This is a genomic window from Hafnia alvei (assembly GCF_964063325.1).
GTDB classification, from domain to species: Bacteria; Pseudomonadota; Gammaproteobacteria; order Enterobacterales; family Enterobacteriaceae; genus Hafnia; species Hafnia alvei_B.
Map to the genome: position 1 here is coordinate 812372 of NZ_OZ061315.1, position 14096 is coordinate 826467.

A 14096-nucleotide genomic window follows, 5' to 3' on the forward strand; every position below is an offset into this window, starting at 1 on the left:
ATAATGATCGCCACATTGATGCGGGCGTAGTTCAATGGTAGAACGAGAGCTTCCCAAGCTCTATACGAGGGTTCGATTCCCTTCGCCCGCTCCAATTCCAACTCTTCTAAAACCTACCAAACTCAACTTTCCTTTGATAATCACCCAAGTCTATAAGAGACATAAAGCACTAAGCCTAATGAAACGAGCCATAGCGCTAAGAGCGCCAGTATTGCCCGGTAAAACAGCCGTCGCACTCCTTGCCAGCGTTCATTCATTGAGCGCGTTTTACCTGAAGCAGCTCCCCATAAGCACCCCATTCCTTGATCAAATTCAGCAAGATTGCTTTCTTCATTGAGGAGCTGGAAAAGTCGTTCATCCAGCCATAGACGCCAGCAGTAGTAGTGCGTAACCAGAAATAAAATGCACAGTGCTGCAACTTCGCATATCGGTAAAAAGGCAAATGCTAGCACCATCGGTGGCAGTGATAGCGCCGCGAAGTAACGCCAACTTGACAGATGAATCTCTATAATGCGGTTTGTCATGCTGATGTTTGGCATCGTGTTTCCTTATACTTTTCCAGCACATCAATATGGGCAGGCGTTAATACAATTTGCGGGCGATGATGTTTGATGAGTGCAATAGCCTGCGGCACAGAAGACACGTGGTTTTTAGCCAGCAACCAAGCGGCCACCACCGTTGCACTGCGGGATAAACCTAATGCGCAGCAAACCAGAACCGTACCATTGGTTAAGCGTAACTGACTGAGTTTACACAATATCGCATCAATATCTTGTAGCGTAGGCGGGGTTAAATCCATTAACGGATAAGCTGACCAGCGAAATGTCGAAGGAACTTTTCTATGAAACTCCGCCGTGAGGTCAAGCACTGCGCTAGGCGGTGAGGACTTACCCGGAAATCCCCCTAAAGATATTCCATCGAGGATAGGGGACACCGCGGGGATATGGCGGGAAAACCACTTTCTAGAAATCCGCGCCCCAATTAAATAAGGCCAGAGCAATAAACGTGCAGAAAGCGATAAATGCCCTGCATCGTTTTTTTGAAATATGCTAGTACCCAGACCTACATAGCCTAATGAGACAATGAGTAAAGCAGTCGCTGGCCACAGCAAAATAGAGCCATATGGGATAAGCCCCCCAGCTAGAAAAAATAAGGCACTTGCGGTGGCATATTTTGCTGCAAGCCGAAGCGTGTGTGGAGATGGGCGCTTCCAATGCCATTGGCCTTTGATCGGGATCGCGTAGCTGATAGCGACCGCAACGATAAAACCACTGATGACATCGATAAAATGATGCTGCCAAGTCGTTAACACGGACGCTGCAATCAGTAAAAACCATCCTCCGCACAGGAAGCGCGCTTCACGACCCAAATGCTGACGAAAACGTAACCACAGTAGCCACGCGAGGATGATATGCAAGGATGGGGCTTGGTTATAAGGGAGATCAAACTGCTCGAGCTGATGGAATAACCAGCCAAATATGCCCTGCGTTTCTGGGCGAATAAACGAAAATCTTAGTGGGAAAAATAGGAAACCTATACAGGCAATAAGCGATGCAGCAAGCAGTCGACAGCCGTGGCGTGTTAGTTCTTGCTTTGAGGTACAGATAAAAAACGAAAGACCATACAGTAGATCAATGCTCCAGTAAGGCACGATGGTCCACGGCATAAACGGGATCGCATGTTCCCAGCCGAAAACTATGCTTTCCACGTCGTCTCTTGTCGCAGTGAATTGATTTACCTGCCCGTAGCTGAGAAAAAATAGTGGGCCTAGCAACAGAAGCCAGCACAGCCCCTGTTTCCAAAGGCTGCCATTATTTTGTGAAGGTTTGCACTGAGCCATTTTATTTTCTTATCGCGAGTGACACGGTGAAAATGCCAAACTCATCAATAACCTGATGGCATTTTTCAAAACCAGCCTGTTCCACAAGCGTATCCATCTCTTTCTGGCTACGTACACGCATCATCCACGGAATCCCGTTCTGATGGCTAGTGAGGGTATACGCGATGGTTTTTAACTGCGGGTGCCATGGCTGGCCGGTATATACCAATATGCCGCCGACAGGTATGGCTGCCGCAAGCCCAGCCAATGACGTTTTGATTAAATGATTATCAGGGAAGAGTTCGTACAGCCCTGAAACAATCCCTAGCGTGGGTGCCGGATTAAGCGTTGCTAAGGAGTCATAGTCGAAAGCATTCCCTTTTTGAAACTGTGCGATAGCGCTTAACCCGCGTTCCGCGATCATCGCCTGACCTTTTTCCACATTTAAATCGCTGTAATCACGCAGCAATATGCTTTCAACGCCTTGTTGTTTCTCCAGTGCATCCAGCACATAGCGGCCATGCCCTGCGGCAATATCCACCACGCGCACGGGGATATTTCTGTCTTGCAAGGACTTGACCGCCTGCTCGATCATCTGCTGGATATGTATTTTACGAACCCGAATGCCGCGCCAGCCAACGCTGTTGAGATAGTTACGGTCGATTACGCGTCCCAGAGTGCCTTGACCTTCGGGTTGATTGCGATAGACATAATCTAGCGTGCTACCGGAGTCGAAGCCTGTTTCGTAACCAAGCCGCATTCCTTTTGACTTCTTGCCGATAGTTTTCATCCCAAAGCTTAGTGCGGCATAAAATAGACCTTCCAGCGACCGCGCTTTTGGCGGCGCTTGCAATTCACGATAGGCATCGGCGCTCGGACTCCACCGATCTTCATGGCTGTAATCGAATGAATAAGGTTCGGCTTTATAAAGCTGGTCGATAAAACTTTTCATTTTATCGAAGGCTAAACTGCGTTCTTTTTCACCCAAAGTATCGTGATAGAAGCCCGGTAAAATATGTTGTTCTTTTATTGCACTGCGTAATCCGGCGTAGAATTGTTTTTGCGGTTTTGCATGTACCACGAAATCGTCGCCGGAAATAAGCAACTGAGTTGGCAACGTAATCGCCGATGAGTCGGAAACAATGCGGTCAGCCGTTTTGTACAGGTCTAACAAGATGTTCACGGCGATTTGACGCGTAATCAGTTTGTCATTTTCAAAGCTGGCGATGCGCTCGGGATCATGGCTGAGGAATTTACCTTTTACGTAGGAATTTACATAAAATAGACCACGAAAACGCTGCATTAAGCCAAGGCCAGAACGGGCAAACGGTACGTATAGCTTGACCTTAAACGCCGGAGACGCCAGTACCATACCGCGAATTTTCGGCGCAAAATCATGAACCCATGTTGATACCAGCACGGCACCCACGCTTTGAGCAATCACCACAATATCATCGAGTCTGACCTGTGCATCCTGTGCGACAAAACGCACAAACTCATCCACATCCAATACCGAGCGTGCAAGGCTTGGGCTATAGCCGCGAGCACCCGGTGACTGGCCGTGACCACGGGCATCCCAGGCGTAAAAATGCGTATCGGGCATCATCAGTTCGTCGACAACATGCTGCAAACGCCCAGAGTGCTCATGCCCACGATGAAACAGAACGATGACTTTATGACTGTGACCTTCCGTAGCAGGCCAGTGGCGAAAATATAATGATGTCTTGTCGCTGGTAAAGAATGTGCCTTCCTGAAATAAACGTGCTTCCTGAATCATGCTGTTTTCCTTGTAGCAAGCTGTTGTAAAGCGACAAAACGATTTAGTAGTAATCGCTTAAAAGTGATTTTGTCTGCGTCATAAAACAATGCGTCATCAATAAATATGTCGATAAAGAAAGGCACCGGGATTTTTTGACCTTTCCCCATCGAACGGTCAAGGCCGTGCATATAGACAGGAATAATAGGAACCTCGGGGCACTGTTGGCTCAAATGCCAGATACCGGATTTTATTTCTGAAAATTTACCCGGCTCTCCGCGCGTGCCCTCGGGAAAAATAATCACGATTTTCTTTTCATTCAGTGCATCAACGCAGGCTTGTAGCGGGTTGGCCTGATGGGCTCCACGATAAACGGGGATGATGCCGATCACCTTCAGTGCAAACCAGCTAATCAGTTTGTTTTTCAGAAAGTAATCTGCAGCAGCTACGGGCTGCACGTTGACCAACGTTGAGAGCGGAAATAGGGTGAAGAGTGTCAGTACATCGAGGTGGCTGTTGTGGTTCGCCACGATAATCGCTGGGCCATCTATCGGTAATTTTTTACGACCAGAGACGCGAACGCCGAGCCAAATCCAAACCACAGGATAGGCAACGCACAGCGTAAAAATCCAGCGCAGCATACGGTTCATGAGCGCCTCTTAAATGTAGAAGTAATAGTAAAAGTGGAAGAACAGCGGTGCGGTATAAATCAGCGAATCCATGCGATCGAGAATACCGCCGTGCCCAGGCAGCAGCTTTCCGGAATCTTTTACGCCGAAGTCGCGTTTAATCGCTGACATCACCACATCACCGCAGAATCCACTTAGGCCAATAATGACGCCAGCAGCCAATGAATGGAGCCAATCCATTGGTGTAAGTAGGGGGCCAAAAATTGCCGCTAGCAGTGTGGTGGTCATCACCCCGCCGATTAAGCCGGCCAGCGTTTTATTCGGGCTGACTTTAGGTGTGACCTTGATTTTACCCAGCGATTTTCCCCACAAATACTGAGATATATCGTTAAGCTCTGTCGCCGCGACTAAGAAAATAACCAGCAAAGCACCCGCATTGGCATCAACGCCGGGCAGGGTTAGCAGAAAGGCAACGTGACTCAATGCAAATACCGTAGTCATCATTCCCCAGTGCATGACCGACGCAGAGTGAAGAAAACCTTTGGTATCGCCGACGATAACCATGCGCGCCGGTAGGAATAAAAATACATAAATAGGAATGAAGATAATAAACATTCCGTACCACGACATACCTATCCAGATATATTGCAGGGGTATTGCGGCGTACATCCATAGCAACGGCACGCTGTCTGAGCGTCTCGTTGGCGCTAGGGTTAGGTATTCTTTTAACGATAGGAAACTGATAAAACCGAAGAAAGTCAGAGCCAGCCATTTGGGCGACAGCATTGCCAGCGAAAATAGGCAAATAATCACCCACCAACTATTGATGCGCTGTTGTAACTCCAACCAGTCGCGCTGTGGACGGCATTTTTTTAAGGCGAAAATAATAATGGTCGCCAGCATCAAAACGCTGAAAATCCCGCCGAGGCAATAATATAACGTATGCATGGTATCAGGCATTTTTCGCCTCCAAAGCACAGCGACAACGGTTGACACAGGTCCATGCGAGGAGCAGTGCCGCAACACCAAATACGATATTGGCAACGCCGATATACTGAGGCCAAAGCGCAATAAAGAGACCTAATGCACCAAGTACAAACGCCCGATCGCTTTTGCCGAGTGGGCCGCGATAGTTCCTGACCCCCGTTAGTGTTTGGACGATCACGCCACAAAACTCAGTGAGCCAAGAAAGCAGCACCACCAGTATCACCAGCCAAGGCGCGATGCCGGTTAAAAAAGCGAAAGCGAGGTAGAGTGCAGCATCAGAAATAATATCGCCGACCTCGTTTAGAATGGCCCCGAGCGTTGATTGTTGCTTAAACTCTCTGGCTAGCATGCCGTCGATAGCGTTTAGCGCCATGCGAAAAAATAAATAAAACGGCAGCGAAATATATAAAATTGGATTGGGGAAAAACATCAGCCATCCGCCCAACAATACTGATGTCAGCATGGCCAGTAGCGTGACCTGATTGGCTGTTACTCCCCAATCATGAAGTTTGATAACGATAGGTCTTAATAGATTCTGAAACTTCGGTTTAATGTCATATAAGGTCACGTTATGGCTCCTGCCAAAAATTTTAAATCTGCCTATCCCCGAAGATGCTTCTCTGCGCCAGCAAAGCGTTTATAGCTACGCTGTCGTAGATATTCGGTGTGACATAAAGAAGAGAGGGGGATTGAAAAGAGAACCTTCAGCATCGTTCTATCCTACATCCATTTTTAGCTCGTGAGCATACGCGTAGTTTTTATAGGGTTAATTGTGTTTTATTTCACAAAGGCGAGCAATGTTTTTAAATGTAATCGCCTCATCTTTACATGCTTTTTACATACTTTCAGATTTTTCATACGCTGATAAGCGATTCACATTGCTGTTTAAAAATGCCAATAAAATGCATGTTTTATATGGAAAAGAAAATTTTCATATAATGGGAGTTACGCAGGGGCAGGTTATATATAAGATTTTTATTGTAAGTAAAATAATGATTATTTTATATCTTTCTCTGCTTTAAGGTTTATTTCTATACTGACTACTTGAATGGATTTGTTATATATATCGGCTTTGCGTGATAATAAAATATTATTTTCTTTTTAGCCTATATTAATCATAATATTTCGCCTGTGTGAACTAATCTTTTTCACCAATTTTAAATGTGTTTTCATTTTGAACATTAATCATTTCATGCATCGTGAAATAAGCTAGATCAGATAGAACGACACATGGAACCCAGTAGCCCTAAGATTTAGTCTAGGCCAAATAAATAACGACCTTGGGTGATGAAGTTTCTATATGGTAATACACTGATTATTACCGAAACGTAAATGCTTTTTTGTGATAATTAGGTGTATAGACGCTAAATAGGCTGCTTGATGGCAAGGATGATTTATCGGAGTATGGGGAATTGCCCTGTTGCGATAAAGCATAATTTCTCCTTATTTAAGCGGTTTTCCCCACACTCTTTACAATCCAAATACTTTGCAATTATTCATCATCACTTTATATCTTTGCTAGTGATACTGTCTTATCCGTCAACATATGGATTTAGAGCATTCGCTCATCGAGGCGTATCATGAAAAAGTTAATTGGCGTAGCGTTGGTTGCAGCGTTACTTGCCGGATGTGCAACCAACTCGCCTTGCGTACCGGTCTATGACTCTCAGGGTCGCTTGGTGCATACCGACACGTGCATGAAAGGTACGACTCAGGATAACTGGGAAACGGCTGGCGCGATTGCCGGTGGGGCAGCGGCGGTTGCTGGCTTAACGTTGGGTATTATCGCGTTAACGAAATAATGGTTTCATTGCCGACACACGAAATAAAAAAACTCAGCTTATTGGCTGAGTTTTTTTTATGTATAAATACAAACATATTATTCTTTCTTTTCATCTTCATAGCGACGTTTAGCGTCTACTGCTTCTTGGTGTGTAGGATGCTCGCTAATCAGCGTATTGGGCCGCGGATGGTCTGCCCGTAGCTCGTACCAAATTTCCGTTGCGCCCTGCGTACCTTTTCTCACTTCCACAATTTCTGCGTGTCTTGGATAGGGTGGTTTACCTGCCATTTGAGCTCCTTACTATTAGGGGAATTCATGTAGCCGCTGATTTCAGTATAGACAAAGAGGGCAAGTGGCTAGAGAAAACCGATTATTCTTAGCGTTAATGCGATGGTTTCGCGAGGCGTTGACAAACCTCGGCAATATAGCCTTCAAGATGATGAATAAACGCGCTCACCAACACGGATGACGGGCGATGCTTGGGCAGAATTAAGCTCACGGTGAAGGGAACATCAACGCTAAAGGGACGGATCTCAATCCCTTGCCCAACGAAATCGAGCGCGGTTAGCGGGTTCACAATAGAAATACCCACGCCTTGGCGAACCATTGCGCAAATGGATGCGGCGCTGTGCGTTTCTACCACCATTTGGCGGCTCACCTGTTCGCGGTGAAACAGCGCATCAAGCGTCTGGCGATAGCTATCATTGGGTGAAAGGCTGATATAGCGCTGATTTTCAAAGTCCTGTGGTGCCAAATGAGACTTGCTTAACAGAGGATGCCCGCTCGGTAGAATGCAAACTTCGTTGAACGTGGCTAGAGTCTGGCGTTCGGTACCGGGTGGCGTGTAGGTATTTTCGGTCAGGCCAAGGTCGTAGCGTTGGGCAGACAGCCACTCTTCCAGTAGCGGCGATTCCTGTGGGATCACGTTCAAACTCACATCCTGATATTCACTTAAAAATGTGCGGCAGACGTTAGGTAACAGCGACTGAGAGAATGCGGGCAGGCAGGCGACGGAAAGCTGCGCCTGTTGGAACTGACGAATATGCTTGGCGGCATCGGCAATACGCTCGATGCCGTAGTAGGAGCGTTGTACTTCTTCAAACAGTTGAAGTCCCTGTGCGGTGGGTCTTAGGCGACCGCGCACCCGATCAAACAACGATATTTGCAGCAGTTTCTCAAACCGAGCCAGTTCACGGCTCACCGTTGGCTGTGATGTATTGAGCAGCGCTGCTGCCTCCGTCAAATTCCCCGTAGTCATCACTGCGTGAAAAATTTCGATTTGGCGTAGGGAAATAGCAGGCATAGTCAGCGGGCTCCGAAGATGAACAGCCTATATCATAAATGAATAGACTTGCTCTAAATAGATATTTTCTTTAAGTCATCTGCAGTGGCAATAATCGGAGAACAACATCCAACAACACAAAAAATAGACTGACCGCAAAGAGGATCTCATGCCACGTTCACTAAATGATCGCACTACCGCGCTGAATATCGATAATCTGATGGCGCTGCCACAACGCTTTGGCTGTCCGGTGTGGGCTTATGATGGCGATATCATAAAGCAGCAGATTGAAAAGCTGCGTGAATTTGATGTGATCCGTTTTGCGCAGAAGGCCTGTTCTAATATTCATATTTTACGTTTGATGCATGAGCAAGGCGTTAAGGTCGATGCGGTTTCATTAGGTGAAATTGAACGTGCGCTGATGGCAGGTTTTCAGCCGGGGGGTAACCCAAGCCAAATCGTCTTTACCGCTGATGTGTTAGACGAAGCCACCCTGGCGCGTGTTGTTGAACTGAATATTCCTGTGAATGCGGGTTCCGCCGATATGCTCACCCAACTGGGCGAGCGCTCGCCGGGTCATCCCGTGTGGCTGCGCGTTAATCCGGGGTTTGGTCATGGTCATAGCCAGAAAACCAATACGGGCGGTGAGAACAGCAAACACGGTATCTGGTTTGAAGAGCTGCCGCAGGCGCTCGCGCTGATCAAACGTTATGAGTTGCAGCTGATTGGCTTGCACATGCATATCGGCTCGGGCGTGGATTACCAGCATCTGGCACAGGTATGTGACACCATGGCGCGCCAAGTGATCGAACTCGGTCACGATATTCAGGCTATTTCAGCGGGTGGCGGTTTGTCTATCCCCTATCAGCAGGGCGATGAATCTATCAATGTGTCGAACTACTATGCTCTGTGGAACGACGCTCGCGAACGTATCGCGCGTCATCTTGGTCACCCAATACATCTTGAAATTGAACCTGGGCGCTATTTAGTGGCTGAGTCCGGCGTTTTAGTGGCGCAGGTTCGTTCGGTTAAAAATATGGGCAGCCGTCATTTTGTTCTGGTTGACGCTGGTTTTAACGACCTGATGCGTCCGGCTATGTATGGCAGCTATCACCATATTTCGCTCATGCCAGCAGACGGGCGAGATGTGAGTGGGCAGCCGCTGATTGAATCAGTTATTGGCGGTCCTCTTTGTGAGTCTGGCGACGTATTTACACAAAAGGCGGGTGGGGAAGTGGAAACGCGCGCGCTTCCTGCGGCACAGGTCGGAGACTATTTAGTCTTTCATGACACCGGCGCTTACGGTGCATCGATGTCTTCAAATTATAATAGCCGCCCGCTATTGCCTGAGGTGTTATTTGAAAATAATCAGCCGCGTTTAATTCGCCGCCGTCAGACAATTGAAGAGTTATTAGCGTTAGAAATTATGTAAATTTGTCCTCGTCATACTTCAAGTAACTTGTATTGCTTGGGTATAGCGCTAAGAAGTTTCATGTGCGTTAGCAATTTGTTGACGCACATGCTTAAAGAATAATAGTTATTATTTACTCCGATATCATTAGTATTAATTGTGATATTTAAGCGTTTAGATCATATCTATCCGACCTTAGCTTCCCGTAGAATAACGGTCCTAATCATTTCACGCGCATCATCTTCAGCTATGAATACCGTCAAAATACAGTCTTCAACCAGAATGAATCCGGTCTGGCAGGATATGCTGCATCAGGCCACACAAACGCTGCTTGCTCAGCGCTCACTCTCTGAGCTAATGCGGGCACTACACGGCTTGTCATTCTCCGTTATTCGTTTTGATCGCGTGAATATTTTACGCCTTGACCCCTTGCACAATCGTATTACTCATTACGGCTATGAACCTGAAAGCAAACAAATGCGATGCTCCAATGACGTATTGTTAGCTGAAGGGCCGGGGGGAAAAGTCTGGGCCGACCAGCAGCCTATTTGCTGTCGACGCGATGCGTTTGTTCAGCAGTTTCCACAGGTGTCTGAACTGGTGCAGTATCGCGATTTAAACGTCTATTATCAGCTGCCGCTGACTACGCCACGCCAAAGATTAGGTGGTATCGAATTCATTAAACACGGCGATCAACAGTTCAGCGAAAGCGAGCTGGCTCTGGCACAGCCGTTGGCTGAGGTAGTTGCTAGCGTATTAGAGAATATCCTTGAGCGTGAACATGTTCAGCTTGAGGAAGAGAGCCTGCGCCGCGAGCGCGATCACTATCGCATTTTGGTGGACGTCACGAATGCCGTCACCTCTAAGCTTGAGCTCGATGGGCTGGCTGCGGAGGTTTCCAAAGAGATCCATCGTTTCTTCGGCATCGACTATATCGGCCTGTCGGTTTTTGATGAACAGGAAGATCGTTTTAAAGCCTATGTCGCCTGCTACCAAAGCGGAAAACCGGTGCTGCGTGAACAAAAATATCTGCCGCTGGAGGGCTCCCTTGCCCAACAGGTGGTGCAAAGCGAAGAGATGCTGTTGATGGATTTGCAGGACTCAGCGCGTCTTGCTCCGCAGGATCGCCAGCTAGCGCAGATGCTTGCGTTTGGCCATCAGACCATCTGCCAACTGCCGCTGATCTTTGGTAATAAAGTGCTAGGCGTTCTGAAACTGGCGCAGTGCCAGCCCGCGATATTCAGTGATAATAACCTTAAGCTGCTGCGTCAAATTGCGGCACGTATCGCCATCGCGGTGGATAACGCGCTGGCATACGGTGAAATATCGCGCCTGAAAGATAGCTTGGTACACGAGAATCGCTATTTAACCGAACAAATTCGCCAAGGCAGCGATTTTGGTGAAATCGTTGGTCAAAGCGCGGCGATAAAAAGCGTGTTGGAACAGGTTGAAATGGTGGCTTCGAGCGACTGTAGCGTGCTGATCCTGGGTGAAACGGGAACAGGCAAGGAGTTGATCGCACAGGCTATTCATAATCTCAGCACACGCAATCAAAAGCGCATGGTTAAAATGAACTGCGCCGCCATTCCTAGTGGCCTGATGGAAAGTGATTTATTCGGCCATGAGAAGGGCGCTTATACCGGCGCAACGTCACAGCGAATGGGGCGTTTTGAGCTGGCGAATAAGAGCTCGCTATTTTTGGATGAGGTGGGTGATATTCCGCTTGAGCTTCAACCAAAATTGCTGCGCGTATTGCAGGAGCGAGAAATTGAGCGACTGGGCGGGAATAAAATTATTCCGGTAGATGTGCGCCTGATTGCCGCGACCAATCGCGATCTGAAACAGATGGTGCTGGATCGTGAATATCGCAGCGATCTCTATTATCGCCTTAATGTTTTTCCTATTGTGATCCCGCCTTTGCGTGAACGCCCAGAAGATATTCCACTGCTGGTCAAATTCTTCACGCGCAAAATAGCTAAACGTATGAATCGCACTATCGATAGTATTCCAACGGAAACCATCCGCATGCTGTGCGATTTACCGTGGCCGGGTAATATTCGTGAGCTGGAAAATATCATTGAGCGTGCCGTTATCTTAACGCGTGGGCCGGTATTAAACTTGCAACTTAACGAGCTGCAATATCACCTTTCGCCACCGTTGGTGAATAAGCCTGCGCAAGCGGCGCCTTCTGCATGGTCAGTGACACCGCCTGCGGAAAAGGCGGCGCACGATCCAGCGCAGGGCGGTGAATTCAGCGAGCGTGAGCGCATTCTGGCGGCATTGCGTGAGTCTAACGGTATCGTGGCTGGCCCTCGTGGTGCTGCGGCACGGCTTGGGCTGAAACGCACCACGTTGATTTCCCGTATGCAGCGCTTAGGCATTTCTGCGAAGGACTAAAAACCTCTCCTCGCACGGGCGGAAATGTACGTTTTTCGCCCGTGTCATAGCGTCGACATAAGTGTCGACACGTCATCACTCGCCAGAACCATCCCGCCTGTTTATCTTGTCACTTTGAATGATTAATTCCCGTAATTATCTGAATAACATTGGTTATTTAATTATTTTATTTATTGGCACGGATTATGCTTTTGTAGTGATTGAAACGCTCAACGCTGCCGAATGTCGGCCTGATTGAGCGTCAAACAATCAGTGGGGCGATGCCCTAGGTAACACACTCCAACCCACAATGTGGAGCGAGGCAAAGAAGTATGAAGGTCAGCGAATTAACCGAAAAGTCGCTTTATATCCATGACAAAAATGAAAAATTAATGGCGCAGTGGGCTTTGTATAAAAGCAGCTTAATCAAAGCCGCGACGTCTTCAAAGCTGAAGATTTTTCATGAGTTCAGCTGCGGTGATGGTGACAGCGTTAACTTCACGGTGTTTGATCACTTTATGGTTGAAGTGAAGCTGGCAGATGAGTTTTACAGCAAAAAGATCCAGTACGGACTGCGCATGAACGATGAACAGGGCGAAGATCATTTTGTGGAAATTAGCCATTCAACCATCGATGAGAATGGTCAGATTGATGGCAAGGTTAACAACCGTTCGATGGATGCGGTGTTGGAACACTATCTGGATAAGATCCACGATCTGTATGAAATCTTGTATCAGGCGATGAATACTAACCAGCCGGTGCGGGAATTGCTGGTAGGGAAGTTAGGCACTCATTGATCAATACCTCTCCTTATGCTGAGGAGAGAGTTACCCCACCCCAACCCTCCCCTTCGCAGGGGAGGGAGCAGTTCAGCTTTCGATATTAATTCAGTGCTCGATCGGCTCCTCCTCTTTGCAGAGGAGGGAGCAGTTCAGCTTTCGATATTAATTCAGTGCTCGATCGGCTCCTCCCCTGCGAAGGGGAGGTTGGTAGGGGGACAATCACGAATCTCAACAAATTCTTGGCAGCGGCTCACTGTGTGGTAAATCCAGCAGACGAGAGGTGCCATACATTCCGGTTAGGCGCACTTGTTTTCCTTCTGTCACCACACCAATCGTTGCGGCGTCCACACCCAATGGATGCAGATGCAAGCTATCAAGCACCGCTTGTTCAGCTTCTGGCGCAACGGCTATCACCAGCTTTCCTTCGTTGGCAAAATTCAGCGGCTCTAGCCCTAGGAGTTCACAAATACCGCGCACCGCGCTTTTTACCGGAAGTAATTGCTCGATAACGTCGATACCGCAGCCGCTCGCATTGGAGAACTCATGCATAATGGCGGTCACGCCACCGCGGGTTGCATCACGTAGGGCTCGAACGCCAGGGATATTACGCAGTGGCGCAATCAGCGGAGCCAGTACCGCGCAGTCGCTGGTCAGTTCAGCTTCAAGCCCCAACTGCTCACGCAGATTCAGGATCGTGGCACCGTGATCGCCAAGCGTACCGCTGACGATCAGCTTGTCGCCGGGCTGGATCTCTGACGTTCCCCAGTGAATATCGTTCGGGATCGCGCCAATACCGGCGGTGTTGATAAAGATCTTATCCGCAGCGCCGCGCTGAACCACTTTGGTATCGCCAGTCACGATCTGGATATTTGCCGCACGCGCGGTCGCCGCCATGCTACGCACGATCTTTTCCAGATCGGCCAGCGGTAACCCTTCTTCAAGAATAAAGCCACAGGAGAGATATTTAGGCTGAGCGCCACTTACCGCCAAATCGTTGGCGGTGCCGCATACGGCCAGCTTACCAATATCGCCACCGGGGAAAAATATCGGGTCGATAACATAGCTATCGGTGGTGAAGGCCAAGCGATCGCCGTGCTGGTTGAAAACACTCAGCGGCAAACGTGCCTGATCTTCACGTTCATCTAAAGCAGGATTGCTAAACAGGGGCAAAAACAGCGTATCAAGCAGTTGCTGCATCGCGCGGCCACCGCTGCCATGCGCCATCGTTATCACATCATCTTTAGACCATTCACTCATTCTTCGTACCTTCT

The 14096-nt window shown here is 48.2% G+C and carries 13 protein-coding genes and 1 tRNA gene; 5 read left to right on the forward strand and 9 right to left on the reverse strand.

Features of this window, described 5'->3' with window-relative positions; translation table 11 throughout:
• Positions 1-20: 20 nt before the first annotated feature.
• A tRNA-Gly gene (locus AB3Y96_RS03900) sits at positions 21-94 on the forward strand.
• A 46-nt stretch (positions 95-140) separates the two neighbouring features.
• On the opposite strand, the gene AB3Y96_RS03905 is transcribed toward AB3Y96_RS03900, so the two are convergent.
• Genes AB3Y96_RS03905 through AB3Y96_RS03930 form a run of 6 tightly spaced genes read right to left on the reverse strand, consistent with a single transcriptional unit; the run spans position 141 to position 5759 of the window.
• The gene (locus AB3Y96_RS03905; protein WP_367298535.1) at positions 141-539 is read right to left on the reverse strand and encodes a hypothetical protein; all 399 of its coding nucleotides are present in this window, start codon (positions 537-539) and stop codon (positions 141-143) included.
• Complete coding sequence (locus AB3Y96_RS03910; RefSeq protein WP_367298536.1) at positions 521-1840, reverse strand: phosphatase PAP2/dual specificity phosphatase family protein; 1320 nt, start codon at positions 1838-1840, stop codon at positions 521-523. Before AB3Y96_RS03910 ends, AB3Y96_RS03905 begins: the two co-directional genes overlap by 19 nt.
• Before the next feature lies 1 nt (position 1841).
• Positions 1842-3596, reverse strand: coding sequence for a bifunctional alpha/beta hydrolase/class I SAM-dependent methyltransferase (locus AB3Y96_RS03915; protein ID WP_367298537.1), 1755 nt, complete (start codon positions 3594-3596; stop codon positions 1842-1844).
• Entirely contained in the window at positions 3593-4225 is a 633-nt protein-coding gene (locus AB3Y96_RS03920) for a lysophospholipid acyltransferase family protein (RefSeq protein ID WP_072310328.1), read from the reverse strand. The genes AB3Y96_RS03915 and AB3Y96_RS03920 overlap by 4 nt, the downstream gene beginning before the upstream one ends.
• 9 nt (positions 4226-4234) lie before the next feature.
• Complete coding sequence (locus AB3Y96_RS03925) at positions 4235-5164, reverse strand: phosphatidate cytidylyltransferase (RefSeq protein WP_367298538.1); 930 nt, start codon at positions 5162-5164, stop codon at positions 4235-4237.
• Positions 5157-5759 (reverse strand): CDP-alcohol phosphatidyltransferase family protein, encoded by a 603-nt coding sequence (locus tag AB3Y96_RS03930; protein ID WP_072310326.1) that lies wholly within the window; start codon positions 5757-5759, stop codon positions 5157-5159. The genes AB3Y96_RS03925 and AB3Y96_RS03930 overlap by 8 nt, the downstream gene beginning before the upstream one ends.
• Before the next feature lie 1012 nt (positions 5760-6771).
• Here AB3Y96_RS03930 and AB3Y96_RS03935 point away from each other — a divergent pair.
• Positions 6772-6993: a membrane protein gene (locus tag AB3Y96_RS03935; RefSeq protein WP_025801597.1), complete on the forward strand. Its 222-nt coding sequence runs from the start codon at positions 6772-6774 to the stop codon at positions 6991-6993.
• 77 nt (positions 6994-7070) lie between these two features.
• Here the strand turns inward: AB3Y96_RS03935 and AB3Y96_RS03940 are convergent, their stop codons facing one another.
• Positions 7071-7262, reverse strand: a complete 192-nt coding sequence (locus tag AB3Y96_RS03940; RefSeq protein ID WP_072310324.1) for a YaiA family protein — start codon at positions 7260-7262, stop codon at positions 7071-7073.
• Between the two features lie 94 nt (positions 7263-7356).
• Positions 7357-8277, reverse strand: coding sequence for a LysR family transcriptional regulator (locus AB3Y96_RS03945; RefSeq protein WP_367298539.1), 921 nt, complete (start codon positions 8275-8277; stop codon positions 7357-7359).
• Positions 8278-8425: 148 nt separating this feature from the next.
• Here AB3Y96_RS03945 and lysA point away from each other — a divergent pair, with 148 nt between their 5' ends.
• From lysA to hycA, 3 genes are all read left to right on the forward strand, one after another.
• Positions 8426-9688 carry a diaminopimelate decarboxylase gene (gene lysA / locus AB3Y96_RS03950; RefSeq protein ID WP_367298540.1) on the forward strand — a complete coding sequence of 421 codons (1263 nt, stop codon included), beginning with the start codon at positions 8426-8428 and terminating at the stop codon, positions 9686-9688.
• Positions 9689-9916: 228 nt separating this feature from the next.
• Entirely contained in the window at positions 9917-12064 is a 2148-nt protein-coding gene (gene flhA / locus AB3Y96_RS03955; RefSeq protein ID WP_072310321.1) for a formate hydrogenlyase transcriptional activator FlhA, read from the forward strand.
• Positions 12065-12375: 311 nt separating this feature from the next.
• Entirely contained in the window at positions 12376-12840 is a 465-nt protein-coding gene (hycA, locus tag AB3Y96_RS03960; protein ID WP_072310320.1) for a formate hydrogenlyase regulator HycA, read from the forward strand.
• A gap of 213 nt (positions 12841-13053) precedes the next feature.
• Here the strand turns inward: hycA and hypE are convergent, their stop codons facing one another.
• Complete coding sequence (gene hypE / locus AB3Y96_RS03965) at positions 13054-14082, reverse strand: hydrogenase expression/formation protein HypE (RefSeq protein ID WP_367298541.1); 1029 nt, start codon at positions 14080-14082, stop codon at positions 13054-13056.
• Between the last annotated feature and the right edge of the window lie 14 nt (positions 14083-14096).